Source organism: Kytococcus schroeteri, from assembly GCF_002847825.1.
Lineage (GTDB): Bacteria > Actinomycetota > Actinomycetes > Actinomycetales > Dermatophilaceae > Kytococcus > Kytococcus schroeteri.
This window is the reverse complement of record NZ_PKIZ01000012.1, coordinates 1-24,501: the sequence shown is the minus strand read 5'-3', so window position 1 is coordinate 24,501 and position 24,501 is coordinate 1. Positions and strand designations below refer to the sequence as shown.

17 protein-coding genes are annotated in these 24,501 nt (G+C 75.3%); 5 read left to right on the top strand and 12 right to left on the bottom strand.

Going from position 1 to position 24,501, the window contains the following annotated elements:
• Positions 1-20: 20 nt before the first annotated feature.
• Positions 21-1,253: an aminotransferase class V-fold PLP-dependent enzyme gene (locus CYJ76_RS07200; protein ID WP_238138182.1), complete on the bottom strand. Its 1,233-nt coding sequence runs from the start codon at positions 1,251-1,253 to the stop codon at positions 21-23.
• Positions 1,254-1,335: 82 nt separating this feature from the next.
• Between CYJ76_RS07200 and CYJ76_RS07195 the strand changes: the two genes are divergently transcribed.
• Complete coding sequence (locus tag CYJ76_RS07195) at positions 1,336-2,286, top strand: LysR family transcriptional regulator (RefSeq protein WP_101849672.1); 951 nt, start codon at positions 1,336-1,338, stop codon at positions 2,284-2,286.
• A 74-nt stretch (positions 2,287-2,360) separates the two neighbouring features.
• On the opposite strand, the gene CYJ76_RS07190 is transcribed toward CYJ76_RS07195, so the two are convergent.
• The 8 genes from CYJ76_RS07190 to CYJ76_RS07155 form a co-directional block, all read right to left on the bottom strand.
• Positions 2,361-4,865: a ComEC/Rec2 family competence protein gene (locus CYJ76_RS07190; RefSeq protein WP_101849671.1), complete on the bottom strand. Its 2,505-nt coding sequence runs from the start codon at positions 4,863-4,865 to the stop codon at positions 2,361-2,363.
• A complete protein-coding gene (locus tag CYJ76_RS12865) occupies positions 4,862-5,878 on the bottom strand; it encodes a helix-hairpin-helix domain-containing protein (RefSeq protein WP_238138181.1) in 1,017 nt (338 codons plus the stop codon). The genes CYJ76_RS07190 and CYJ76_RS12865 overlap by 4 nt, the downstream gene beginning before the upstream one ends.
• 138 nt (positions 5,879-6,016) lie before the next feature.
• On the bottom strand, positions 6,017-6,964 hold the full coding sequence (locus CYJ76_RS07180; RefSeq protein WP_101849670.1) for a DegV family protein: 948 nt from the start codon (positions 6,962-6,964) through the stop codon (positions 6,017-6,019).
• Positions 6,964-9,918, bottom strand: coding sequence for a leucine--tRNA ligase (gene leuS / locus CYJ76_RS07175; RefSeq protein ID WP_101849669.1), 2,955 nt, complete (start codon positions 9,916-9,918; stop codon positions 6,964-6,966). Before leuS ends, CYJ76_RS07180 begins: the two co-directional genes overlap by 1 nt.
• A 300-nt stretch (positions 9,919-10,218) precedes the next feature.
• Complete coding sequence (locus CYJ76_RS07170; protein ID WP_101849668.1) at positions 10,219-11,232, bottom strand: PDDEXK family nuclease; 1,014 nt, start codon at positions 11,230-11,232, stop codon at positions 10,219-10,221.
• Positions 11,233-11,485: 253 nt separating this feature from the next.
• Positions 11,486-11,746: a 30S ribosomal protein S20 gene (gene rpsT / locus CYJ76_RS07165; RefSeq protein WP_070703212.1), complete on the bottom strand. Its 261-nt coding sequence runs from the start codon at positions 11,744-11,746 to the stop codon at positions 11,486-11,488.
• A 325-nt stretch (positions 11,747-12,071) separates the two neighbouring features.
• Positions 12,072-13,025 (bottom strand): DNA polymerase III subunit delta, encoded by a 954-nt coding sequence (gene holA / locus CYJ76_RS07160; RefSeq protein ID WP_070703213.1) that lies wholly within the window; start codon positions 13,023-13,025, stop codon positions 12,072-12,074.
• Complete coding sequence (locus CYJ76_RS07155; protein ID WP_101849667.1) at positions 13,018-15,273, bottom strand: ATP-dependent DNA helicase; 2,256 nt, start codon at positions 15,271-15,273, stop codon at positions 13,018-13,020. The genes holA and CYJ76_RS07155 overlap by 8 nt, the downstream gene beginning before the upstream one ends.
• A 304-nt stretch (positions 15,274-15,577) precedes the next feature.
• Here CYJ76_RS07155 and CYJ76_RS07150 point away from each other — a divergent pair, with 304 nt between their 5' ends.
• Genes CYJ76_RS07150 through CYJ76_RS07135 form a run of 4 tightly spaced genes read left to right on the top strand, consistent with a single transcriptional unit; the run spans position 15,578 to position 20,146 of the window.
• A complete protein-coding gene (locus CYJ76_RS07150; RefSeq protein WP_101849666.1) occupies positions 15,578-16,342 on the top strand; it encodes a hypothetical protein in 765 nt (254 codons plus the stop codon).
• A complete protein-coding gene (locus CYJ76_RS07145; protein WP_331250398.1) occupies positions 16,273-17,598 on the top strand; it encodes a CbiQ family ECF transporter T component in 1,326 nt (441 codons plus the stop codon). The genes CYJ76_RS07150 and CYJ76_RS07145 overlap by 70 nt, the downstream gene beginning before the upstream one ends.
• Positions 17,595-19,319 (top strand): ABC transporter ATP-binding protein, encoded by a 1,725-nt coding sequence (locus CYJ76_RS07140; RefSeq protein ID WP_101849664.1) that lies wholly within the window; start codon positions 17,595-17,597, stop codon positions 19,317-19,319. The genes CYJ76_RS07145 and CYJ76_RS07140 overlap by 4 nt, the downstream gene beginning before the upstream one ends.
• Complete coding sequence (locus CYJ76_RS07135) at positions 19,316-20,146, top strand: ECF transporter S component (RefSeq protein ID WP_238138179.1); 831 nt, start codon at positions 19,316-19,318, stop codon at positions 20,144-20,146. Before CYJ76_RS07140 ends, CYJ76_RS07135 begins: the two co-directional genes overlap by 4 nt.
• 18 nt (positions 20,147-20,164) lie before the next feature.
• Here CYJ76_RS07135 and hflX read toward each other — a convergent pair whose 3' ends face one another.
• The 3 genes from hflX to CYJ76_RS07120 form a co-directional block, all read right to left on the bottom strand.
• A complete protein-coding gene (hflX, locus tag CYJ76_RS07130; RefSeq protein WP_101849663.1) occupies positions 20,165-21,640 on the bottom strand; it encodes a GTPase HflX in 1,476 nt (491 codons plus the stop codon).
• A gap of 101 nt (positions 21,641-21,741) precedes the next feature.
• Positions 21,742-22,650: a M15 family metallopeptidase gene (locus tag CYJ76_RS07125; protein WP_101849662.1), complete on the bottom strand. Its 909-nt coding sequence runs from the start codon at positions 22,648-22,650 to the stop codon at positions 21,742-21,744.
• Between the two features lie 88 nt (positions 22,651-22,738).
• Positions 22,739-24,388 (bottom strand): alkaline phosphatase D family protein, encoded by a 1,650-nt coding sequence (locus CYJ76_RS07120; RefSeq protein WP_070703356.1) that lies wholly within the window; start codon positions 24,386-24,388, stop codon positions 22,739-22,741.
• Positions 24,389-24,501: the final 113 nt, after the last annotated feature.

Below are 24,501 nucleotides of genomic sequence, written 5' to 3'. Positions count from 1 at the left end.
TGCCCCGGACCGGCCGGGCGTCAGCCGCGCTGCGCGAAGGGCGCCAGCACCTCCAGGGCGCGGTCCACGTCCTGCTCGGTGTTCCACACGTGGAAGCTCAGGCGCACCCCCCCGGCCCGCTGCGAGAGGGTCAGCCCGGCCCGCTCCGCGGCCTGCGCGGCCTCCGGCGGCATGGGCAGGCTGACGATGGCGGAGTCCGAGGGTGCCAGGCCCAGCCCGGCCCGGAGGCGGTTGGTGAGCGCCACGTCGTGGGCGTTGACCGCACCGGTGGGCACCTGGAGGAAGTCCTCCAGAGCGGCGACGGCACCGGGCCACAGCGGCCAGCCGGGCGAGACGTCGAAGCGGGAGGCACGCGAGGAGAGCTGCATGGCCGGGCCGTACATGGAGTCCCAGACCACCTCGCCGGCGTACCAGCCCGCGTTCACCGGCACGAGGGCGTCCATGGCCCGCTCGGAGACCGTCATGTACGCCACGCCGCGCGGGTGGCAGAGCCACTTGTAGGCCGAGCAGACCGTCACATCGGCCAGCGAGGCATCCACCGCCTGCCAGCCGGCGGACTGGGTGACGTCGCAGACCGTCAGGGCACCCACGGCCTCGGCTGCGCGGCGCACGGCATCGGGGGCGGTGAGGCTGCCGCACGCGCTCTGGCTGTGGCTGTAGACCACGGCCGCGGTCTCCTCGCGCAGGGAGGTGCACAGCTCCTGGCGCGGCACCGAGCGCACCGTGATGCGGCCGCCCTCGCGGGTGGGGTGGGGGCGCTCGGCCTGCACGAGGAAGGGGTAGACGAGGCTGGAGAAGTCGCCTTCTACCACCACCACCTCGGCGCCGTCGGGCAGCCCCGCGGCCACCATGCCGGTGAACACCGACGTCTGGGAGCCGGTCGCCACGCGGTCGGCCGGCACCCCTACGAGGCGGCCGTAGAGCGCACGGGCCCGTTCCACGTGCTCGTGGTACCCGACCGGCGAGACGTCCCCGGTGGTCCACCGCCGGGCGTCGCGGGCCATGGCCTCGGTGGTGCGCCGGGTGGGCAGGCCGCAGGTGGCGGCGTTGAGGTAGCCGCCGGTGGTGGCGAACTGGTCGCGCAGCCACGCGGCGTCCCGCGTGCCCGGGGCCGGTTCGTCCGCGGCCCCGGGCACGGGTGCGTCCTCGCCGCCGGCGAGGGCGCTGGCCGGCGTGGCGGGCTCGGCGGGCTCGACGTGGCGGGTGGCCACGGCGGGCTCACAGGACAGGGGACGGGCCGGCGTCATCGTCATGGACGGCATTGTGGGAGCGGACGTCCGATTACACAATGGCGCGATCCTTTGCCGAGGCCCAACAGCAAGTTACAGTGAGCCCATGATCGACACGGCCGGGCTGCGCATCATGCGCGCCATCGCGGAGCAGGGCTCCTTCACCGCCGCCGCCCACTCGCTGGGCTACACCCAGCCCGCCATCTCGCAGATGGTGCGCCGTCTCGAGGGACGCATCGGCACCCCCCTGGTCGAGCGGCAGGGGCGCACGGTGCGCCTCACGCAGGCCGGGCAGGTGCTGGCCCGCCACGCCGTCACCGTGCTCACCCTGCTGGAGACCGCCGAGCAGGAGCTCAGCTCCATCGCCGGGCTGGAGTCCGGGCGGGTGCGCGTGGCCGCCTTCCCCTCCTCCACCGCCGCCCTCGTGCCCCAGGCCCTGCGCGACCTGCGCAGCGAGCACCCCAGCATCGAGATCCAGCTCACCGAGGCCGAGCCGCCGGAGTCGCTCGCGGCCCTGCGCGACGGCCGGTGCGACCTCGCCGTCGCCTTCTCCCACAGCGGAACCACCGTGGGCCGCGAGGTGGACGACCTGGCCGGCCTGGAGATCCGCGACATCCTCACCGACGAGATGCTCGTCGCCCTGCCGGAGGACCACCCGCAGGCCGGCGGCGACACCGTGGACCTGGCCGCGCTCGCCGACGATCCGTGGATCGCCGGCTGCGCACGCTGCCGCGGCCACCTCATGCACCTGGCCCAGGAGGCCGGCTTCGTGCCGCGCGTGGAGTTCCAGACCGAGGACTACGTGGCGGTGCTGGGCCTCGTCTCGGCCGGGCTGGGGGCCGCGCTGGTGCCGCGGATGGTGCTGCGCCACGTGCGCCACGCCGGGGTGGTGGCCCTGCCCCTGAGCACCGGTTCGCGGCGCACCATCCACGCGGTGAGCACACCGGACCTCATGCGTGTGCCCGCCGTGGCCGCGATGATGGAGGCCCTCTGCGGCGCCGCGGCCACCATGGCCGCCGAGGTGCCCGAGGCCCTCGCGCCCGAGACCGCCGACTGAGCGCCACGGCGCTCCTCCGCGAGCGCCCACCCACCCGGCGACGCGCCACCTCGTCAGCCTCCCGCGCGCCCCGCTCACGGCCGGCCCCACCACAGGGTGCCGGCCGTGTCGCGCCCCACGGCCACCGTGCCCTCCTCGGCGGTGCTCACCACCGTGCTGCCGGCGGCGCGCAGGGCCTCGACCGTGCGGTCGGCGGGGTGCCCGTAGTCGTTCTGCGCCCCCACGCTGAGCAGGGACAGCGGGGCGCCTCGGTCCAGCAGCCCGCGTCCCTGGTGGGCCGATCCGTGGTGCGGGACCTTGAGCACATCCACCCGGTCCGATGCCGTGAGCTGCTGCACAGCGGCGCCCCCGGACTCCTCGAGGTCGCCGGTGAGCAGGACCGTGACCGCCGAGCCCGGGCCGGGGTCGGGGCCGTCGACGGTCGCGTGGACGACCAGGCTGCCGTCGTTGCGGCGGTCGTCGGCGGCCAGGTCGACCCCCGGACGCGGCCACACCGCCCGCAAGCGAGCGGTGCCCACCTGCTGCGACGTGCCGGCACCGAACGGTTCGACCGCCACACCCCTGGCCCGCGCCACCTCTCGCCACTCAGCGGGGTGCCCGGGCTGCATCGGCCGGGCGAGGTCCTCCGGGGAGGCCCACACGCGGTCCACGGACACGGCGTCGAGCACCGCACCGAGGTTGCCCGAGTGGTCGGCGTGGCTGTGCGTGACGACCACCGCGTCCAGCGCGTGCACCCCGGAGCGCCGAAGGCAGGCGGCCACCGGCGCCCCGGCCGGGCCGGTGTCCACCAGCACGGCGCGCTGGGGTCCGGTGCGCAGGAGCAGCGCGTCGCCCTGCCCCACGTCGCACATGACCACCCGCCAGTCCGCGGCCGCACCGTCCCGGCCGGTCAGGAGGGGCTGGGTGACGCCCGGTAGTCCCCACAGGGCCACCGCGGTGCCGGCCGCCAAACAGAGCGCACCGGTCTCGAGGCGGCCCTGCCCGATCCGTTGCCCGGTCCGCTGCCCCGTCCCCTCCCGCGGGCCGGGTAGCACGCAGGACCCCGGCCGGGGCAGGACCAGGCGCCGCAGCCGTGGCCCCGCCCACCGCCACAGGCCCGGCCCCAGCAGCACCGCGGCCGCGAGGAGCAGCGCCATCCCGAGCGCGGCAGGCCCCGAGGACGGCCACGGCACCGCGCCGTAGGGCACCGCGGCACCCCACCGCGCCGTCAGGCCGATCACCTGGGCCGGCACCGCAGCCACCCAGGCCGCCCACCCGGCCACCAGCGGCGACACGGGGTGCACGAGCACCACGACCACCCCACCGAGCGTGGCCGGCGCCACGAGCGGGGCGGCGAGCAGGTTGGTGAGCAGGCCGACGACGCTCACCTGCCCCTGCAGCATCGCCACGACCGGCGAGGTGGTGACCGCAGCCGCCACGGGGATGACCAGCCCCTGCGCCACCGGCTCGGGCAGGCGGGGCCACCGCCTGCGCAGCGCCGCGGCCCACGGCCTCACGAAGAGCACGAGCCCGAGGGTGGCCAGCACCGAGAGCGCGAAACCGTACGACCGCGCGAGCCAGGGGTCCCACAGGAGCAGCACCACCATGCTGGCCGCGAGCGCCGGGAAGGACGCCGCCCGACGGGAGGCGGTCATGGCGACCAGCCCGACCGCACCCATCACCCCTGCGCGCAGCACCGACGGCTCCGGGCGGGCCAGCACCACGAACGCCACGAGGCCCGCCGCGGCGGCCCACGGGCGGGCGCGCCGGGGCAGGCCCACGCCGGCGGCCACCCACAGCACGGCCCCCACCACGATGGCGACGTTGGACCCGCTGACCGCGCTGAGGTGGGTCATACCGGTCTCGGTCATGGCCTGGGTCAGGTCCTCGGGCGTGAGCGAGGTGTCGCCGAGCACCAGTCCGGGCACGAGTCCCCGGGCGTCGGCCCACACCGGGTCCACCGCCTGCCGCAATCCCTCCCGCAGCCCCTCGGCCACCCGCCACCCTCCCCCGGGCGCCGCCACGTCCTGCGGGGCACGGGCAGGGGTGAGCACCGCGACCACGTCGTCCCCCGGCTCCGAGGGCGCGAGGCGGCCGCTCACCGTGAGCCGCGTGCGCCAGGTGAGCCCGTCCCAGCCCCGACCCGGCTTCGCCAGGACGAGCAGCGGGGCGTCGGCCGTCGACTCCTGCCCCCGGTGCACGATGCGGTGGGCCCGGGCCCGCACGAGCACCAGCTCGCTGCGGCCGAAACGCCCCTCGCTCACCACCCGGCGGGCGTCGGCCTCCAGGGTCACCTCGGCGGTCACCACCGACTCGTCGGCCACCGCCCGGGAGACCAGGCCCTGCTCGTGCTGCGTCTGGGCCAGTGTGGAGGCCGCAACCACGAGCGCGGTCACCACCGCCGTGGCCGTGGCGACGGCGGTGGGCACCGGCCTCCTCGGCCCACCCCGGTGCAGGCGGACGAGGCCGAGCACCGCCACCAGGGCACAGCACCCCACGACCGCCCACCGCAGCGGGGCGCCCCAGGCCAGAGCGGCGGCCCCGGTGGCCCAGGCCACCAGGGCGGGGACGAGCAGGCGCAGGTCGGCGCGCGTGCTCATCTGACGCTCACGTGGGGACGCAGCGTCTCCAGGGTCTTCTCCCCGATGCCGCTGACCTCCATGAGCTCGTCCACCGAGGTGAACCGGCCGTGCTCGGTACGCCAGGCCAGGATGTGCTCGGCCGTCACCGGGCCCACGCCGGGCAGCTCCTCGAGGGCCGCCTGGTCGGCGGTGTTGAGGTCCAGCGCGCCGCCGGCTCCCGGCTCCTCCGCACCGCCGGGGGCCGCCCCGCCGGCGCCGCCCGGGGTGGTTCCGGCCCCGGCCGCACCCCCCGGACCCGTCGCACCACCTGGAACGGCCGCCGGGGTGGGTGGGTCCTGACCGGGGCGCAGCACCACCAGCTGTTCCCCGTCGGTCACCGGACGGGCCAGGTTGAGGACCGACACGTCGGCGCGGCGGGTCGGTCCCCCGGCCTCGCGCACCGCGTCGGCCACGCGGGCCCCCGACGGCAGCCGCACCACCCCCGGGGACCGCACCTCCCCCACGACGTGCACCACGACCTGCCCGGCGCCCTCTCCGGCCCCGGATACCCCCGCGGCACCGGGAGCCGGGTCCCCGGTGGCACCGGACGCCGCGGCTGAGGCCCCACCGGACGCCTCGCCACCCCCGGCACCACCCCCTCCTCCGGGAGCCCCACCCTCCTCGCGGCCCGCGCCAGTTGCCTCGGCCCCTCCCTCAGCACCCGCCGGTGCCGCGACCGGGTGGGGTGCCGCCTGCCGGCCCGTCCACCAGGTCCACGCCCCCAGGCCGAGCACCACCACGAGCACGAGCACCGCCATCACCCGCAGCGCGGTGTGCCCCGGTGCCATGCGTGCGCCCGCCACCGAGGACGGGACGTCCACCTGATCGGCCGCCGCCGTCAACGCAACCCGCGCCGCGTCACCGAACCGCGCGGAGGGCTCCACGCCGCGGCCTTCCCAGACCACGTGGTCGCCCCGCCCACCGGCACCCGGCCCGCCACCGGTGTCCTCGCCGCTCGCGTGCTGGCCGTACCCGTCCGGCCGTTCGTCCATGGACACCACCCCCGCGACCGCACGCTAGGGAGACCTGCCGGCCCGAGCGGGATGACCGCGGGCCGCGCTGTGGACGAGCAGGCCGCTCCTCGCCGCCGTCCACAGGGGCCGCCGCAGGACGCCCCCCACGGCGCCACCTCAGGGCGCTGGCGTCCACCGCCCGGGGTCGCCCTCGACCCGCGGGGCCACGACGATCGCCACCGTGCCCACCCCGGTGTGCGCGCCCACCACGGCCCCCAGCCGGGAGACCGTCACCGAAGCCGACTCGTCCAGCGCCGCCTCCAGTGCCGAGGCCATCTCCTGGGCCACCTCCGGGCGCCCCAGGTGCTGCACGGCCACGTCCACCGCCACGCCCTCGCCGTCGCTGAACTCGTCCTCGCCCAGGCTGTCCACCACCGCGTCGGCCTGCGAGGCCGCCGCCTCCTGGCCCCAGGCCAGGAGCGCCGCCCGGGCCGCCCGCAGCGTGCGCACCTTCTGCCAGCCGTCCACCGAGCCGTCGCGCGCCACCTGCAGCAGCGGCTTGACCGCGAGCGCCGTCCCGATGAACGCCTGCGCCGCTCCGATGCGCCCGCCCCGCCGCAAGCGGTCCAGGGACTCCACCACGAAGCGCGCCTGCGTGTGGTCCGCCGACCGCTCCACCACGGCCACGACCTCGTCCACCGACGCCCCGGCCGTGGCCGCCCGCGCCCCGGCCAGCACGGGCGCCGAGAGGCCTGCCGCCACGCTGCGGGAGTCCAGCACCGTCACCGGCAGCCCCGAGGACGCCGCCGTGGACCGCGCCACCTCCACCGTGGAGGACATGCGCCCCGAGAGGTGCACGCTCACCACGTGCTCGGCACCGCCGTCGAGCGCGCGCCGCCACACCTCCTCGAAGTCCGCCGGACCCGGGGAGGCCGTGCTCACCGCCACCCTGGACTCCAGCGCCTCCACGAGCTGCGCCGGGTCGAGGTCCACGCCCTCCCGGTGGCTGCGGCCGTCGACGACCACGTGCAGGGGCACCTGCGGCACCACCAGCCCGGTGTCGGGGCCGCTGGCCATCGGGAGGTCCGCGGTGGAGTCGGTCACCACGGCGACGCGCGGCGTCATCAGACGACGATGTTCACGAGGTTGGGGGCCCGGACGATCACCTTGCGCACCGGCGCGCCGTCGATGAACGCCTGGACCTTCTCGCTGGCCAGGGCGGTGGCCTCCAGCTCGTCGTCGGCGATGTCGGGCGCCACCTCGAGGCGGTCGCGCACCTTGCCCTTGACCTGCACCACGCAGGTGACGGTCTCGGCCACCAGCTGGCCCTCGTCGGCCTGCGGGAAGTCCACCGTGGCCAGCGACTCCGCGTGCCCCAGGCGGCTCCACAGCTCCTCGGCCAGGTGCGGGGCCAGCGGCGCCACCATCTGCACCAGCGGCTCGGCCACGGCGCGCGGCACCGCACCCAGCTTGGTGACCGCGTTGGTCAGCTCGATGAGCTTGGAGACCGCCGTGTTGAAGCGCAGGTTCTCGTAGTCGTCCGCCACCCCCGCGATCGTGCGGTGCAGGGCCCGGGTGGTGTCGGCGTCGGGGGCGTCCTCGGTGACGCGCAGTTCGCCGGTGGCCTCGTCGACCACCGCACGCCACAGCCGCTGCAGGAAGCGCTGCGACCCGACCACCGCGCGGGTGTCCCACGGGCGGGAGGCGTCCAGCGGCCCCATCGACATCTCGTACACACGGAAGACGTCGGCGCCGTAGGACTCGCACATCTCGTCGGGCGTCACCACGTTCTTCAGCGACTTGCCCATCTTCCCGTACTCGCGGGTGACCGGCTGGCCGTTCCACTCGTACACGATGCCGTCCTGCGCCCGCGGGTGGTCGGCGTCCTCGCGCTCGGTCACCTCGGCGGCCGGCACCGGCTGGCCGCGGTCGTCACGGTAGGCGAAGGCCTGCACCATGCCCTGGTTGAACAGGCGGCGGAAGGGCTCCTCGGAGGACACGTGGCCCAGGTCGAAGAGCACCTTGTGCCAGAAGCGGGCGTACAGCAGGTGCAGCACCGCGTGCTCCACACCGCCGACGTAGAGGTCCACGCCGCCCGGGTCGTCGGCCACGCCCTCGCCGAAGCCGCGCCCGGCGCCCAGCCAGTACTCCTCCAGCTCCGGGTCGATGAAGGCCTCGGAGTTGGTGGGGTCGGCGTAGCGCAGCTCGTACCAGCACGAGCCGGCCCAGTTGGGCATCGTGTTGGTCTCGCGGCGGTACTGCTTCGGGCCGTCGCCCAGGTCGAGGGTGACGTTGACCCAGTCGGTGTTGCGGCCCAGCGGGGACTCCGGCTGGGTGTCCCAGTCCTCCGGGTCGTAGGTCTTGGGGCTGTAGTCGGCCACCTCGGGCAGCTCCACCGGCAGCTGGTCGGCGGGCACGGCGTGGGCGCGGCCGTCGGCGTCCCAGACGATCGGGAACGGCTCGCCCCAGTAGCGCTGGCGGCTGAACAGCCAGTCCCGCAGCTTGTAGGTGATGGCCTCCTCGCCGGTGCCGGCGGACTGCAGGTGCTCCAGCATCCGGGCCTTGGCCTCGGCGACGCCCAGGCCGTCCAGGTCGACCTTCTCATTGCTGGAGTTGATGGCCGGGCCCTCACCGGTGAAGGCCTGGTCGTCGGGGTGGCCCTCGGTCGGCTGCACGGTGCGCACCACGTCGATGCCGTACTGCGTGGCGAAGTCGTGGTCCCGCTGGTCCTGCCCGGGGACGGCCATGATCGCGCCGGTGCCGTACCCCATCAGGACGTAGTCGGCCACGAACACCGGCACCTGCTGACCGGTCACCGGGTTGGTGGCCCAGATGCCGGTGAACACGCCGGTCTTGCTCTTGTCGTCGGCCTGCCGGTCCAGATCGGACTTGCGGGCGGTGGCCTCCCGGTAGGCGGCGACGGCCTCCCGCGGAGTCTCGTGCCCACCGGTCCAGGCGTCCTCGGTGCCCTCCGGCCAGGCGGCCGGCACCGCATCGGCCACCGGGTGCTCCGGGGCCACCACCATGAACGTGACGCCGAACAGCGTGTCCGGCCGGGTGGTGAAGACCTCCAGCCGCGGCTGGCCGTCCGGGCCGGTCGGCAGGGTGGCGGACTGGGGCACGGCGACGTCGAAGAAGACGCGGGCGCCGGTACTGCGGCCGATCCAGTTGCGCTGCATGGTGGCCACCGAGTCCGGCCACTGCAGCCGGTCCAGGTCGTCCACCAGCCGGTCGGCGTAGGCGGTGATGCGCATCATCCACTGCGGCAGATTGCGCTGGAAGACCGGGAAGTTGCCGCGCTCGGAGCGGCCCTCGGCGGTGACCTCCTCGTTGGCCACGACCGTGCCCAGGCCCGGCACCCAGTTCACCGGGGCGTCGCTCAGGTACGCCAGACGGCGGGCGTCGACCGCGTCGGCGCGCTCCCCCGCATCGAGCTGGTCCCACGGACGACCGTCCGGGGTGGGGACCTCACCGCTGGCGTAGGCGGCCTCCAGCTCCTCGATGGGGCGGGCGCGGCCGGTGGTGCCCGGGCGGCGGCCGGGGGCCTGCGGGTCGTACCAGGAGTTGTAGATCTGCAGGAAGATCCACTGGGTCCACTTGTAGTACGCCGGGTCGATGGTGGCGTACGTGCGCTGGTCGTCGTGGCTCAGACCCAGGCGCCGCAGCTGGCGTCGGTAGGTGGCGATATTGGCCTCGGTGGTGGTGCGCGGGTGCTGCCCGGTCTGCACGGCGTACTGCTCGGCGGGCAGGCCGAACGCGTCGAAGCCCATCGTGTAGAGCACGTTGCGGCCGGTGGTGCGCTGGTAGCGGGCGTAGACGTCGGTGGCGATGAAGCCCAGCGGGTGGCCCACGTGCAGGCCCGCGCCGCTGGGGTACGGGAACATGTCCTGGATCATCAGCTTGGGCTGGTCCGCCACGGCAGCCCGGGCAGCGGGGTCCTGCGGTGCCAGGTCGCCCACCGGGTTGGGGGCGCGGAAGGTGCCCTCGGCCTCCCACCGGTCCTGCCAGCGCTTCTCGATCTCCCCCGCGAGCCGCGCCGTGTAGCGGTAGGGGGTCTCGTCGCGGTGGTTCTCGCTCATCAGGTCTCCTGACGGTGGTGGGTGGCTGGATGGGTGGCCGGTCGTGGCGCGGCCCGGAGTGGCCGGAAGGCCCGCATGGCGGGGGCGTTCCGGCCCCTGACACGAAAAAGCCCCTCGCACAGGAGGGGTGGCCGCGATGCTCAGGGAGTCATCGCGGCTGTGGAAGGAGCAGGGTCGCGGCCAACATGCTGCGATGGTAGCGCAGGGCCGGGGCGTGCCCCGTGCGCGGGCGCCTGCGGGGTGGGTGGAGCAGACCTGCTCCCTGGCCTGGCCGTGTGCTCGTTCCTTCCCGGCATCCGGTCAACATCGAGCACACGGACGCCAGGTCGACCGCCATCCCCGCGCCGCGAGGGCCTGCGCCACGTCCCTCGCCACCGCGCACGGGTCACCCACCACGTCGTGCCACCCGAACCTGAGCGTGGCCCAGCCGGCCAGGGTGTTGGCGTTGTCGCGTCGCCGGTCCCGGAGAACGCCCTCCCCCACGTGGCCCAGCCGACCGTCGAGCTCCACCAGCACCCCGGGGCCGCGGTAGGCCACGTCCGCGAAGGCACCCCTCCCGGGGACCCCGGAGGCGACCGGCGCCTGCTGATGGGCCGGGGGCAGGCCGTGCCGGCGGTGCACGTCCGCCATGTACCGGCGCTCGAGGTGGGACGCGGTGCCTCGCGCGAGGTCCTCCAGCGCCTCCGTGAGCTCACGGCGGTGGCGCACCTGGCGGCGCCGCCGGAGCGTGTCCTGCAGCAGGTCGGGTCGCGTCACCCGGTGGCCCAGCGCCCGCGCCAACCAGGTGAACACCTCGCTGCGTGCCTCAGGTGGCATCCTGTCCACGACGTCCACCAAGGTGTCCTCGGGGCGGGTGCGGCGCAGGTCCGCCGGGCGCGACGGGGCCCGGACACCGGGGCGCTCCCGGCGCACGTCCACGCCGTGCGCCGCGTGGACGGCCCGGCCCGCTGGGGCGAGGAGCGAGACACCCGCCGGCTCCGGGCCCCAGCCATCGGCGTGCGCGGCGCTCGTCCCCGCCAGCCGGGCCGCGGGCCAGCGGAGGAGTGCGGCCCGCGCCCGGACCTCCCACGGAACCTCCGGCCAGGTGATGGCGTGGCCGGGACGGCGCCCACCACGGCAGAGGTCCAGCACCTCGGCGGAGGGCGTGCACCAGTACACCCCGGGCAGCAGGACCGCCCAGTCACGGGCAGCCCGGCCCACGGATGCACTGGAGCACCCGGCCTCGAGCAGCTGTGGGCGACTGACCACGCCCAGGTTCTCCAGACCGGGCACCTCCACACGCCCCCAGAGCCCGCCCACGAACCCAGTCCACATCGGATCGCTGCATCCACGGCTTGTGCCGCCCCGCCACCTGTGGACCCGCAGAGGTCCTGCGCCCCACCCAGGCCCCCTTTGGGGACGGTGCCACCGGCAAGCCGTCCCGTGTGCTTGGTCCTTCCCGCGGATCGAGAAGGACCAAGCACACGCACCTGACCCGACCGCCCGCCCACGCGCCCACCCGCCCCCGGACGCGCGAACGGGGCGGCCACCCGAAGGTGACCGCCCCGTCAGGCGTGGGTGCCGGCTCTCAGAGAGCGGCGGCGCGCTTGGCCATGGCCGACTTCTTGTTGGCGGCCTGGTTCTTGTGGATCACGCCCTTGCTCACGGCCTTGTCCAGCTTCTTGCTGGCCATACGCAGGGCGTCCTGCGCGGCGGCGGCGTCGCCGGACTCGGCGGCGGCACGGAACTTGCGGATCCAGGTGCGCAGCTCCGACTTGTACGCGCGGTTGCGCTCGGTGCGCTTGGCGTTCGTCAGAACGCGCTTCTTCTGCGACTTGATGTTCGCCACGTGGGTCTCTCCCGATGAGGTCGTTGATGTTTGTGTCTGCGCGGCCACCCGCGGTCCACGTCGGGCTCGACCCGATGGTGTGGCGTCACGAGGTGATCGCTCGAGGGCGAGAGCAGTCGCTCGGGACCGGACGTGGGGATGCCCGTGGTTGAGCGGTACTCGCAAATCTGTGCCGTGCGCACGACCCTCTGGCGCGTCGGCAGTGCGGGACAGGCTACCGCATGACGCGCCAGCGCGCCGCATCCCGCACCCGGCGACACACCGCGAGGACGCACCCCGCGCCCGGCCCGGCCGACGTCGCCGCCCGGACACCCCGCCCGGCCGCTCAGCCGTGCAGGCGGCAGACCTCGTCCACCAGTCGCTCCACCGCCGAGTGCGGGTCGCGCGCAGCGCCCTTCACCTCGTGGTCGCAGCGCGCCAGGGCCTGCACCACCAGCCCGAGGCGGTGCCCGTCCCAGCCCCGCATCATGCGCCGGGCCTTGTCCACCATGAACGGCGCCATGCCCAGCTCCTTGGCCACCTGCCCCGAGCTCCGGTTGCCGGCCGAGGCCACCAGCCCGATCTGCCGCGCCTGCCCGGCCATCACCGCCACGATCGGCACCGGGTCGAGCCCGCCCAGCATCGCGTGGCGCACCAGCCGCAGCGCCTCGGCCCGGTTCCCCGCGAAGGCCGCCTCGGCCACCTTGAAGCCCGTGGTCTCCACCTTGCCGCCGTGGTAGAGGTTCACCTCCTCGGTGGTGACCGTGCCCTCGGTGTCCTCGATGAGTTGCGAGCACGCCGCGGCCAGGGTGCGGGCGTCGGACCCCGCCGCGGCCACGAGCACCTGCACCGCGTCGGCGTCGATGCGGCGCCGCGCCGCCCGGAACTCCTTCTGCACGAACGTGGCCTTGTCGCCGTCCCGCTTGAGCGCCGGCGCCTCGAGGGTGTGCGCGTGGGCCTTGGCCATCGCGTCCAGCACCCGCTTGTGCTTGGTCCCCGACCGGTGCGAGACCACGAGCACGTTGCCCTCCCCGGGGTCGGTCACGCCAGCCATGACCTCCTGCGCCAGCTGCTCGGAGGCCAGCTCGAAGTGGCGCACCACCACCACGCTGCCACCGCCGAAGAGGCTGGGGCTGAGCGCCATCGCCACCTCGCCGGGGGTGTACGCGTCGCCCTGCACGCGCACCACCTCCACCTCGGGGTCGAGCGCCCGCGCGCTGGCCACCACCTGGTCCACGGCGCGGTCGACGAGCAGCTCCTCGGGGCCCTTGACGAGCACCAGCGGCGGAAGGTCAGGCATCACGGCTCCCCAGGGTCAGGTCCAACTGCTCCAGCCGGGCGGCCACCACGTCCGGCGCCCGGTCCACGGCGCGCGCCACGTCCTCGATGCGGGCCTGCCCCGTCTCGTCGCACGCGTCCTCCAGGGCCTCGCGCAGGGCGGCGTCGTCGGCGTCGGTCCACGCCTCGCCCCCGGTGACGGCGGTGCGGGCCGAGCGCGAGACCGGCGGTGCACCGGCCCGGCCGGTGCCCACCATCGAGCGGGCGACCACCTGCGCCACCGGCAGCGGCTCGGGGGCGGTGGCGTCCAGCCGCTGCAGGGCTCCGAGCACCAGCGCGCGGTCCGTGGTGGGCCAGAAGGGCGGCAGGCTCCGCTGCAGGAAGCCGGCGTAGCGGGCGGTCATGATCCGCGGGTCGAGGAAGGCCACCACGCCCCGGTCGTCCGCGCGGCGCACCAGGCGGCCGGTGCCCTGCGCGAGCCGCAGTGCCGCGTGCGTGGCCGAGACGGCCATGAACCCGTTGCCGCCGTTGCGCGCGATGGCCTGCGAGCGGGCCGCGCTCAGCGGGTCGTCGGGCCGCGGGAAGGGGATGCGGTCGATGAGCACCAGCTGGCAGGCCGAGCCGGGCACGTCCACGCCCTGCCACAGCGAGAGGGTGCCGAACAGGCAGGTCCGCGCGTCACCGGCGAACTGCCGCACCAGCGTGGGCAGCTGGTCCTCGCCCTGGCAGAGCACGGGCACGTCGTCCCCGAGCCGGGTACGCATCTCCTCGGCGGCGGCGCGGGCGGCCCGCATCGAGGAGAAGAGCCCCAGGGTGCGCCCGCCGGCGGCCCGGACGAGGGCCTCCATCTCGTCGAGCTGCTCCGGGGCGGCGCCGTCGCGCCCGGGGGCGGGCAGGTGGGCGGCCACGTAGGCCATGGCCTGCCGGGGGTAGTCGAAGGGGCTGCCCACGTCGAGGCCGCGCCAGGCTGGGGCGCCCGAGCCCACCAGGCCGAGGCTGCCGGCCACCGCGTCGAAGGACCCGCCCAGCTCGAGGGTGGCGCTGGTCATGACCACGGTGCGCTCGGTGAAGACCTTCTCGCGCAGCAGCATCGCCACGCTCATGGGGGCCACGCGCAGCACGTTGCGGGGCTGGTTGGTGCGGTGGTCGGGAGCCACCCACACCACGTCGAGCTCGCGCTCCTCGAGCAGGCGCTGGGCCACGTCGCCCACCTCGTCCACGGCGGCCCGGGCGGTCTGCTGGGGCCCGTCGGCCTTCTCGCCCTTCTCCGGCTTGAGGTCGGTGGACACCCCCCGGGCGGCGTCGCGCAGCACCACGAGGGCGTCGGCGAGGGCGTCCGGCATGCCGCGCAGCGTGCCCTCCGGCAGCGGGGCGAGCGCCTGGGCGAGCGCCTCCTCGGCCTCCTCGAGACGGTCGACGTCCGCGTGCTTGGCGGCGCGCTTGGCCGCGATGGCCACGGAGCCGGGGGTCAGCTCGTCGGTGGCCACGCCGGTGACGCGGTCCACCAGCTCGTGCGCCTCGTCGACCACGAGCAGGTCGTGCTCGGGCAGCATCGCGCGCCCCTCGATGGCGTCGATGGCCAGGAAGGCGTGGTTGGTGACGATGACGTCCACGTCCTTGGCGGCCTCACGGGAGAGCTCCACGAAGCACTCGGCCGCCGCCGGGCAGCGCGAGGCGCCGAAGCACTCGCGGGCGCTCACCGAGACCTGCCGCCAGGCGCGGTTCGAGACGCCCGGCACGAGCTCGTCGCGGTCGCCGGACTCGGTCACCTCGGCCCAGTCCCGCAGGCGGACGACCTCCTCCCCCAGGGCGGAGCGCTCGGCGTCCACCTGCCCCATCGAGACCAGGGCGTCGGCGTCGTCGTCGGGGAAGCCGCCGAGCAGCTTGTGCTGGCACAGGTAGTTGTTGCGGCCCTTGACCAGCGCGTAGGTGATGGGCCGCCCCATCGCGGAGCGGAGGGCCTCGGCCACGCGGGGCAGGTCGCGGTCCACGATCTGGGCCTGCAGCGCCAGGGTGGCGGTGGCCACCACCACGGGCCGCCCGGTGGCCACGGCGTGCGCCACTGCGGGCACCAGGTAGGCCAGCGACTTGCCCGTGCCGGTACCGGCCTGCACCAGCAGGTGCTCTGTGCGCTGCACCGCCTCGGCCACGGCGCGGGCCATCTGCTCCTGCCCCTCGCGCGGGGAACCTCCCACGGCGGCAACGGCATCGGCCAGCAGGCCCGCCACGGCAGCAGGGTCGCTGGCGGGGGGCGAGGAGGGCGACGGCATGGGAGAACCCTAGAGCGTCACCCCCACCGACCGGCCGGCGCGTGGCCCCCGGCTGGGGACGGTCGGCGGCTCGCGCGAGCACCCTGTGTGCGGGCGCCCCGGTGGTAGCCTCGCCGCGCGAGATCCAGTGGGGAAAGCCGGTGCGAGTCCGGCACTGACCCGCAACCGTGAGGCCGCAGCGCCGCAGTCGGAACGCCCGGTGGACCTCGGCTCACACGCCCGCCGTGGTCTGCGGGGAGCCAGCCGCCGCCGCGAGCCCGCCCGGCCTCTGGACCCCGAGGCCAGGACCGAAAGGCCGCCCGAGATGCGCCGCTCCCCCCTCCTGCTCGTCGCCGCCACCGGCATCGCGCTGACCGCTCCCGCCACTGGCGCCACCGCCACCGCCCTGACCGCCGATGCCGTGCCGGCTGCCCGCGTGGCCGCCTCCCGCACCGGCCACGACGGCGCCTGCTCGCCCGAGGAGGGCGTCACCGTGGTGGTGCGTACCCCCGAGGAGACCGTCACCCGCTGCGCCGTGGGCGACCCGGAGTCCGGCGAGGCCGCCCTCGAGGCCGCCGGCGTGAAGGTCACGCACGACAAGAACGGCATGATCTGCCAGCTGGCCGTGGCCGGTGAGCCCTTCCCCCGCGAGGAGAAGGGGTGGACCTGCGGCGACTTCGACGGCACCAACTTCTGGGCGTACTTCCAGGCCAAGCAGCCGGGCGGCACGTGGTCCTTCGCCACCAAGGCCGCCAACCAGACCGACCCGGAGCCGGGCCAGGTGGAGGGCTGGAGCTGGGGCGCCGGCGAGGCGGACCTGCCCGGCGCCACGGCCCCTGCCGCGGCGAAGGACGGCGCCCCATCGTCGCCCTCGCCCTCCGCCGGCGCCTCCGAGGGCCCGGCGGAGTCCCCCGCCCCGTCGGCCTCCGAGGACGCACCGTCCCCGAGCGCCTCGGCCTCCGAGTCCGCCTCCTCGGAGTCCTCGCAGGTGGCCCCGGAGGGCGGTTCGTCCGGTCTGCTGTGGACCCTCGGCCTGCTCGCCGCGGCCGCCCTCGCCGTCGGAGCCTGGATGCGCTTCGGCCGCCGGTGACGGCCACCTACCGGGCCCGCCCGTCGGGACCGCCGCACCCTGCGGCGGTCCCGACGGGCGCCGTCGTCCCTGCCCCACGTGTCGCCCGGGAGGGCACCCGGACCACCGGCCGGCGGCTGCACCCGTGGGCGTGGTGGGCGTGGGCGCTGCTCGTGGCCGCGGCGGTGTCGATGACGACCAACCCCTTGCTGGTGCTGCTGGTGGCCGCCGCCGTGGTGTCCGTGGCGCTGCTCAAGCGCACCGACGACCTGTGGGCCCGCAGCCTGCGCGTGTACCTCCTGCTGGCCGCGATGGTGGTCCTGGTGCGCGTGGTGCTCCAGGTGCTGCTGGGCTCCGACCGGCCCGGCACGGTGCTGTTCACGCTGCCCGAGCTGCCCCTGCCCGACTGGGCGGCCGGCATCCGCGTGGGCGGTCCGGTGCGGGCGGAGTTCCTCCTGGCCACGGTCTACGACGCGCTGCGCCTGGGCGCGATGCTGCTGTGCGTGGGCGCCGCCAACGCCCTGGCCAACCCGCGGCGGGCGCTGCGCTCGGTGCCCTCGGCACTCCACGAGGTGTCGGTGGCCGTGGTCATCGCCCTCACCGTGGCCCCGCAGCTCGTGGTCTCCGGGGTGCGGGCCCACCACGCCCGGCGCCTGCGCGGCGGACGCACACGTGGCCTGCGGATGGTGCGCACGCTGCTGGTGCCGGTGCTCGAGGACGCGGTGGAGCAGTCGATGGCGCTGGCCGCCGGCATGGAGGCCCGCGGCTTCGGGCGCACCCGCCCCGGCACGCCGCGGCGCCTCGTGGGGACGCTGCTGCTGGGCTCCGTGGTGGCCCTGACCTACGGCACCTTCGTGCTGCTCGGCGGGGCGGGCGCCCTGCACGGCACCGGGCTGCCGGTGTGGACCGGCCCGGTCGTGCTGGCCGCCGGCGTGGCCGCCGCGGCCGCGGGGCTGTGGCTCTCCGGCCGCGGGGCCGCCACCACCCGCTACCGCCCCGACCCCTGGCGCACCCCCGAGACGCTGGTGGCGCTCGCCGGGCTGGCCGCGCTGCTGGCGGTGCTCTGGCTCGGCGGCGAGCTGCCCGTGCCCTCCCCGCTGCGCCCCGCGTGGCTCAACCCGCCGGTGGAACCCCTGGCCACGCCGCAGCTGCACCCGCTGATGCTCGTCGTGCCCGCCCTGGCAGCCGTGCCCGTGGTCGCGGCCCCCGGGCCCACCCGCACCCACGCCGCCCGGCCCCACCCGACCCGACCCCACCGCATCGAGGAGCCCGCATGACCCCCGCTCTGGAGCTGCGCGGCGTCACCCTCACCCACGCCGACGCGCCCCGCCCCGTGCTGCGCGGGGTGGACCTCACCGTCCGCGAGGGCGACCTCGCCGTGGTGGCCGGGCGCACCGGCGCCGGCAAGTCCACACTGCTCGGCCTGCTCAACGGGCTGGTGCCCCACTTCTCCGGCGGCACCCTGGCCGGCGAGGTGCTCGTCCACGGCCGCTCCACCCGCACCCACGTCCCGCGCGACCTGGCCGACACCGTCGGCTGGGTGGGGCAGGACCCGCTGGCCGGCTTCGTCACCGACACGGTGGAGGACGAGGTGGCCTACGGCATGGAGCAGCTCGGCATCCACCCCGAGGCCATGCGCAAGCGCGTGGAGGAGACGCTCGACGTCATGGGCATCGCCGACCTGCGCCGCCGCGGGCTGGCCGAGCTCTCCGGCGGGCAGCAGCAGCGCGTGGCCATCGCCGCCGTGCTGGCCGCCCAGCCGCGGGTGCTCGTGCTCGACGAGCCCACCAGCGCGCTCGACCCCACGTCCGCGCAGGACGTGCTCTCGGCGGTCACCACGCTGGTGCACGAGGTGGGCCTCACCGTGGTGCTGGCCGAGCACCGGCTGGAGCGCGTGCTGCACGTGGCCGACCAGCTCGTCTGGCTGCCCTGCGACGGCAGCGTGCGCTCCGGCGACCCCCGCACCGTGCTCGCCGGGGCCGAGCTCGCCACGCCCCTGGCGCGCCTGGCCCGGGCGGCGGGGTGGGCCGACGTGCCGCTCTCGGTGCGCGAGGCGCGGCGCCGCGTGGCCGATGCCGGGGGCCCGGGCGTCTTCCTCGATGCGGGGCACGCGCCCGGTGGCGGGTCCGCCCCCGATGCCGGGGCGCTCGAGGCCCTGGACCGCGCCACCCCCGCCCGCGGCCTGCTCCGCCGGCGTCCGGCCGCCCGCCCCCTGGGGCGGCGCACCGCATCGGACCGGCTGGCCCTCACCGCCCGCGGCGTGCGGGTGGAGCACGGACGGCTCCTGGCCGTAGCCGGTGTGGACCTCGACCTGGCCGCCGGCGAGGTGGTGGCGCTCATGGGCCGCAACGGGTCGGGCAAGTCCTCCCTGCTCTGGGCGCTGCAGGGCACGGGGCGGCGCGCGGCGGGCACGGTGACCACGGCGGCGGGTGACGACCCGGCATCGCTGGCGCCCACCGAGGCGCGACGCCAGGTGACGCTCGTGCCGCAGGACGCCACCGCCCTGCTCTGGCTGGAGACCGTGGCCGACGAGCTCGCCCAGGCCGATGCCGAGTCCGGTGCCGCCCCCGGCACCGCCTGGGCCGTGCTCGAGCGGCTCGGGGTGAGGCTGCCGGCCGACGCCCACCCGCGCGACCTCTCCGAGGGACAGCGGCTGGCCCTGGTGCTCGCCATCCAGCTCACCGCCGCGCCCGGCGTGGTGCTGCTCGACGAGCCCACCCGCGGCCTGGACCACGCCACCAAGGACCACCTGGCCACGATGCTGCGCCGCCTGGCCGACGACGGGGCGGCCGTGGTAGTGGCCACGCACGACGTGGAGTTCGCCGCCGCGGCCACCGACCGCATGGTGCTCGTGGCCGACGGGGACCTCGTGGCCGACGGCCCCACCGCCCGCGTGGCCACCAGCTCGCCCACCTTCGCCCCGCAGGTGTCCAAGGTGTTCGCGCCGCACCCCGTGCTCACCGTCGATGCCGTGCACCCGCCGCAGGGGGCGCGGTGACCCGGAACCGCCCGACCCCGCGCGACCTGCCGCCCGCCGCCACCCTCCGCGGCCGCGCGCCCGCCCGTGCGGTGCGCCTCGACCTGCGCAGCGCCGTGCTCCTGGCCGTCGTGGCCGTGATGGGCCTGCTCGCGTTCACCTGGCCGCTGCTGGTGCGCCCGGAGTCCACACTGTCCGGCACCACGCAGGCACCGCTGGTGTTCGCGCTGCTGCTGCCGGTGGTCATCGCGGTGGCGCTCAGCCAGCTCACCGGCCAGGGCATGGACGTCAAGGCCCTGGCCGTGCTCGGTGTGCTCTCGGCGCTGGGCGCGGTGCTGCGCCCCCTCGGGGCGGGTGTGGCCGGGCTGGAGGGCGTGCTGTTCCTCGTGGTGCTCGGTGGCCGCGTGTTCGGGCCGGGGTTCGGCTTCGTGCTGGGCACCACCACGCTGTTCTCCTCGGCGCTGCTCACCGCGGGGGTGGGGCCGTGGCTGCCCTTCCAGATGCTGGCGGCGGGCTTCGTGGGCCTGGGCGCCGGCCTGCTGCCGGGCCTCCGTGGCCGGGCGGAGGTGGCGCTCCTGGCCGGGTACGCGGTGGTGTCCTCGTTCGCCTACGGCGCGCTCATGGACCTGTCCTTCTGGCCCTTCACCCTGGGCAACGAGACGGCCCTGTCCTACTCCCCCGGCGCCTCGGTGGGCGAGAACCTGCACCGCTTCTGGCTGTACAACCTCGCCACCGCGATGGGATGGAACGCCGGCCGGGCGCTCGCCAACGCGCTCCTGGTGCTCGTGGCCGGCCCGGCCGTGCTGGCGGTCCTGCGCCGCGCCGCCCGCCGGGCTCGCTTCACCTGAGCCCGGCGGGTCGCCCCCTCAGCCCGCCTGCTGACGCACCACCGGGGTGAGCGCCCCGGCGAGGTCCTCGTTGATGCGGGCGCGCAGGTGCGTGCCCTCCTCCAGATGGCGCTCGGCCAGCACCTCGCCCTCGGCGTGCACGCGGGCCACCAGGTCACCCCGGTCGTAGGGCACCACCAGGTCCACCTCGATGGAGGGGTGCGGCAGCTCGGCCTCCACCAGCGCGCGCAGCTCGTCGATGCCCTGTCCGGTCCGCGCGGAGACGGCGATGGACCGCTTCTCGGCCCGCAGCAGGCGGGTCAGCACCTCGGGGTCGGCGGCATCGGCCTTGTTCACCACGACGACCTCGTTCACCGACTCGGCGCCGTGCTCGTCCATCACCTCGGCCAGGACCTCGCGCACCGCGGAGATCTGGCTCTCGGGGTCCGGGTGGGAGCCGTCCACCACGTGCAGCACGAGGTCGGCCTCGGCCACCTCCTCGAGCGTGGAGCGGAAGGCCTCCACCAGCTGGTGCGGCAGTGAGCGCACGAACCCGACCGTGTCCGCGAGGGTGAACACGCGGCCGTCCGCGGTCTGGGTGCGGCGCACGGTGGGGTCCAGGGTGGCGAACAGCTGGTTCTCCACCAGCACCCCGGCGCGCGTGAGCCGGTTGAGCAGCGAGGACTTGCCGGCGTTGGTGTACCCGGCGATGACCACCGAGGGCACGTGGTGGTCGCGGCGGCTGGAGCGCTTGGTGTCGCGCACCGTCTTCATCTGCGCGATCTGCTTGCGCAGCTTGGCCATCTGGCTGTTGATGCGGCGGCGGTCCAGCTCGATCTTGGTCTCACCGGGGCCGCGCGAGCCGATGCCCTCACCGCCGGCCACGCGTCCACCGGCCTGGCGTGACATCGACTCACCCCAACCACGCAGGCGGGGCAGCAGGTACTGCAGCTGGGCGAGCTCCACCTGGGCGCGGCCCTCCCTGCTCTTGGCGTGCTGGGCGAAGATGTCGAGGATCAGCGCCGTGCGGTCGATGACCTTGACCTTCACCACGTCCTCCAGGGCGCGGCGCTGGCTGGGGGCCAGCTCGTCGTCGGCGATGACGGTGTCGGCGCCCTCGGCGGCCACGATGTCGGCCAGCTCGGCGGCCTTGCCCGAGCCCATCCACGTGGCGGGGTCGGGCTTCTGCCGGCGCTGGATGACGCCGGTGAGCACGGTGGACCCGGCCGTCTCGGCCAGGGCGGCCAACTCGGCCAGGGAGTTCTCGGCATCGGCGGTGGTGCCGTCGGTCTGCACGTGGGCCAGCACGACGCGCTCCAGGCGCACCCGGCGGTACTCGACCTCGCTGACGTCCTCGAGCTCGGTGCTCAGGGAGTCCACACGGCGCAGCGCGCGGCGCTCCTCGCGGTCGAACTGGTCGCCGTCGCGGTCGACGTCGTGCACCCAGCCGCCCTCGGTCTCGTCGGCCAGCGCGGCCGCACGCTCGATGGCGGGGGTCTGTCGGGGGTGGGTCATGGTCTCCTTTGGTGGTGCGTGGCTCCAGCCTCTCAGGAGGACAACGCCGTCGGCCACCGATTTCTGCCCACGTCAGCGCGCGCCGCCGATCCTGCCGCGCGTCATCGCACGAGCCCGGCCCACTGCTCCATCGTCGCGTGGTCGCGCTCCAGCTGCTGTGCCAGGTCCTTGCCCACCCAGCGCCAGTGCCACGCCTCGTAGCGGTACCCGGTCTCCTTCTCCCGACCCTTCGGGTAGCGCAGCACCCAGCCGTGCTCGGCCGCGTGCTCCAGCAGCCACCGTCCCCGGGCGTTGTCCCCCACCGGCTTCGGGTACTTCGGCATGTCCGCGATGTCGATGGCCAGCCCCATCTGGTGCTCGCTGCGCCCCGGGGCGGCGGTGTAGACCATCACGTGGTCGGGGTCCTGCGCCTCGTAGTGCTCCCAGACCGCCTCCTGCTCGGAGTAGGACCGGTAGGCGGCGTTGATCCGCAGGTCGATGCCGTCGGCCGCGGCAGCCGCCCGCAGCTCGCCCCACGCGGCGGCCGCCTCGGGCGCGAGCCGCATCGGCGTGCCCTCCTTCGCCGCCCCCTCCACGGCCACGAGCTCGGCGGGCTCCCAGTCCTCGGGCAGCGCGTTGGCCCGATTGACGATCGTGTGGGGCCCCACCTCGGTGACCTCGCGCGGCGTGATGCTGTCCGGGTGCAGGTAGGGGCCGGTGAACACCGCACCGCCCTCACCGGGCGTCGGGTTGGGCGCGGCGTCCTGGGCCGGCGTGACGGGGGCACTGGCGTCGTCGCTCGCCGGGCTGGACGACGGGGCACCGGAGGGGGGCGAGGGCGTCCCGGAGCCCGGGGCGGACGGCGTCACGGACGGCTCGGAGGTCCCCGCCGGACTGTCGACCACCGTCTCGCTCCCGGACGGCGACCCGGCACCGGACCCGGTGCCCCCTCCGCACCCGGCGAGCACCAGCCCCGCCACCAGCACGCCCGTCCCCCAGGCACCCCGTCGCATCCCCCTCTGCACAGTCATGCCGGCCACCCTACGGGCTGCACAGCCATGCCGGCCACCCTACGGCGGGGCCGCGGAATGGCCGGCACGACGTGACGGGCGACCGGGCTCAGCCGGCGAGGCCGCCGAGCAGGTCCTGCGCCCGGCCGAAGGTCGACCCGGCGTCCACACCGGTGTCGACGATGGGCCCGCCCTCGGGCTGCAGGGTGCGCGTGTAGAGCACCGCTCCCTGGGCGTCGCGCAGCGAGACGGTGAACTGCCCCGCCTCGTCGATGGCGACGTGCCCGAAGAACTGGTTGCCCACACGCGGCGACTCGTTGGGCTCCCCGGCGTGCTTCTGGAAGTCCACCCGCGGGCCGAAGGTGCCGTCCAGGTCGTTGGGCCCGAAGGTGCCGGCGTTCACCGGGCCGGCCACGAACTCCCAGAACGGCGCGAAGTCGGTGAAGGACGCCCGCGCCGGGTCGTAGTGGTGCGCGGCGCAGTAGTGCACGTCGGCGGTCAGCCACACCACGTTCTTGATGTCGTGGCGCGCGATGGCCTGCAGCACCTGGGCGATCTCCTGCTCGCGACCCAGCGGGCGCCCCGCGTCGGCGTTGCCCACGCCCTCCTGGGCGGTGTCGCCGTCGGGCACCACGAGGCCCAGCGGCAGGTCGTTGGCGATCACCTTCCATGTGGCCGTCGAGCGGCGCAGCTCGCGGATGAGCCAGGCCACCTGCTGCTGCCCGAGGATCGGGGTGGCACGGGCCTCGGTGTTGGCGGTGTTGTCGCCCTTCCACGTGCGCATGTCCAGGCTGAACACGTCCAGGTGACGACCGCGGTGGATGGTGCGGTGGATGCGGCCCCCGCCCTCGGGGGTCCACGGGCGGCGGCCGTGGCCGTCGGCGAGCGGCTGGTACTCGAAGAACGCACGACGGGCGAACCCGGCCAGCACGTCCACCCGGCGCTCGCGGTCGTACTTCGGGTCGTCCAGCACCTCGCCGGGGTACCAGTTGTTGGTGGTCTCGTGGTCGTCCCACTGGGCGATCACCGGCACGTGGGCGTACAGCTCGCGCACGTTGTGGTCCATGAGGTTGTAGCGGTGGCGGCCGCGGTACTGGCGCAGGTCCTGGGCCACCTCGGTCACCTCGTCGATGACGAGATTGCGCCACACCTGCCCGTCGGGCTCCACGACGGTGTCCTCGATGGGGCCGTCGGCGTAGATCGTGTCGCCGGAGTGCAGGAAGAAGTCCGGCTTCGTGGCCGCCATGGCGGCGTAGGTGCGCATGCCGCCCAGCTCGGGGTTGATGCCCCAGCCCTGGCCGGCGGTGTCACCCGTCCACACGAACGAGGTGGCGCCCGAGGCGGTGTCGGCGGTGGTGAACGTGCCGGTGGCGCGCTGGCCCTCGCGGCCGTCGGCGTCCTCGAAGCTGACCGCCACCTCGTGGTGGGTGCCGGGGCGCAGACCGTGCAGGGCCAGCTTGGCGGTGCAGTCGCGGCGCGGGTCGGTCCACGGGCCGCGCAGACGGCGGGTGCGACCGCGCTCGTCGGTGAGGGTCACGAGCATCCGCCCGGGCACGCTGGAGCGCGACCAGACGATGCCGGCGTCGTGGGTGACGTCGCCCAGCTGCAGGCCGGAGGTGATCTCCGGGCGGGCGACCACGAGGCCGGAGGCGGCCGGAGCGGCGAGCGCGGCACCGGCGGTACCGGCCAGGGCGCCGCCGAGGACGGCACGGCGGGTGGGGCGGGACGGGGAGGACATCTGCGAGGTGGGGGGCTGCATGGGGCCACCTTGGGCCGCCTAGGTGTGATGTCCAGGGACGTTGTTGCGTGACTCGCTGACAGGTGAAGGCCTCCTGTTGCGAGAGTGGAGCTGTCTAAGAACCGCTGCACGCA

Coding starts and splice junctions, on each gene's coding strand:
- CYJ76_RS07190 (WP_101849671.1), bottom strand. CDS start 4,865: ATGAGCACGCGCGCCGACCTGCGCCTGCTCGTCCCCGCCCTGGTGGCC.
- leuS (WP_101849669.1), bottom strand. CDS start 9,918: ATGAGCGAGAACCACCGCGACGAGACCCCCTACCGCTACACGGCGCGG.
- CYJ76_RS07150 (WP_101849666.1), top strand. CDS start 15,578: ATGCGCCGCTCCCCCCTCCTGCTCGTCGCCGCCACCGGCATCGCGCTG.
- CYJ76_RS12865 (WP_238138181.1), bottom strand. CDS start 5,878: ATGGACGAACGGCCGGACGGGTACGGCCAGCACGCGAGCGGCGAGGAC.
- CYJ76_RS07180 (WP_101849670.1), bottom strand. CDS start 6,964: ATGACGCCGCGCGTCGCCGTGGTGACCGACTCCACCGCGGACCTCCCG.
- CYJ76_RS07120 (WP_070703356.1), bottom strand. CDS start 24,388: ATGCAGCCCCCCACCTCGCAGATGTCCTCCCCGTCCCGCCCCACCCGC.
- CYJ76_RS07140 (WP_101849664.1), top strand. CDS start 17,595: ATGACCCCCGCTCTGGAGCTGCGCGGCGTCACCCTCACCCACGCCGAC.
- hflX (WP_101849663.1), bottom strand. CDS start 21,640: ATGACCCACCCCCGACAGACCCCCGCCATCGAGCGTGCGGCCGCGCTG.
- CYJ76_RS07170 (WP_101849668.1), bottom strand. CDS start 11,232: ATGTGGACTGGGTTCGTGGGCGGGCTCTGGGGGCGTGTGGAGGTGCCC.
- CYJ76_RS07195 (WP_101849672.1), top strand. CDS start 1,336: ATGATCGACACGGCCGGGCTGCGCATCATGCGCGCCATCGCGGAGCAG.
- CYJ76_RS07200 (WP_238138182.1), bottom strand. CDS start 1,253: ATGACGATGACGCCGGCCCGTCCCCTGTCCTGTGAGCCCGCCGTGGCC.
- CYJ76_RS07155 (WP_101849667.1), bottom strand. CDS start 15,273: ATGCCGTCGCCCTCCTCGCCCCCCGCCAGCGACCCTGCTGCCGTGGCG.
- CYJ76_RS07125 (WP_101849662.1), bottom strand. CDS start 22,650: ATGACTGTGCAGAGGGGGATGCGACGGGGTGCCTGGGGGACGGGCGTG.
- holA (WP_070703213.1), bottom strand. CDS start 13,025: ATGCCTGACCTTCCGCCGCTGGTGCTCGTCAAGGGCCCCGAGGAGCTG.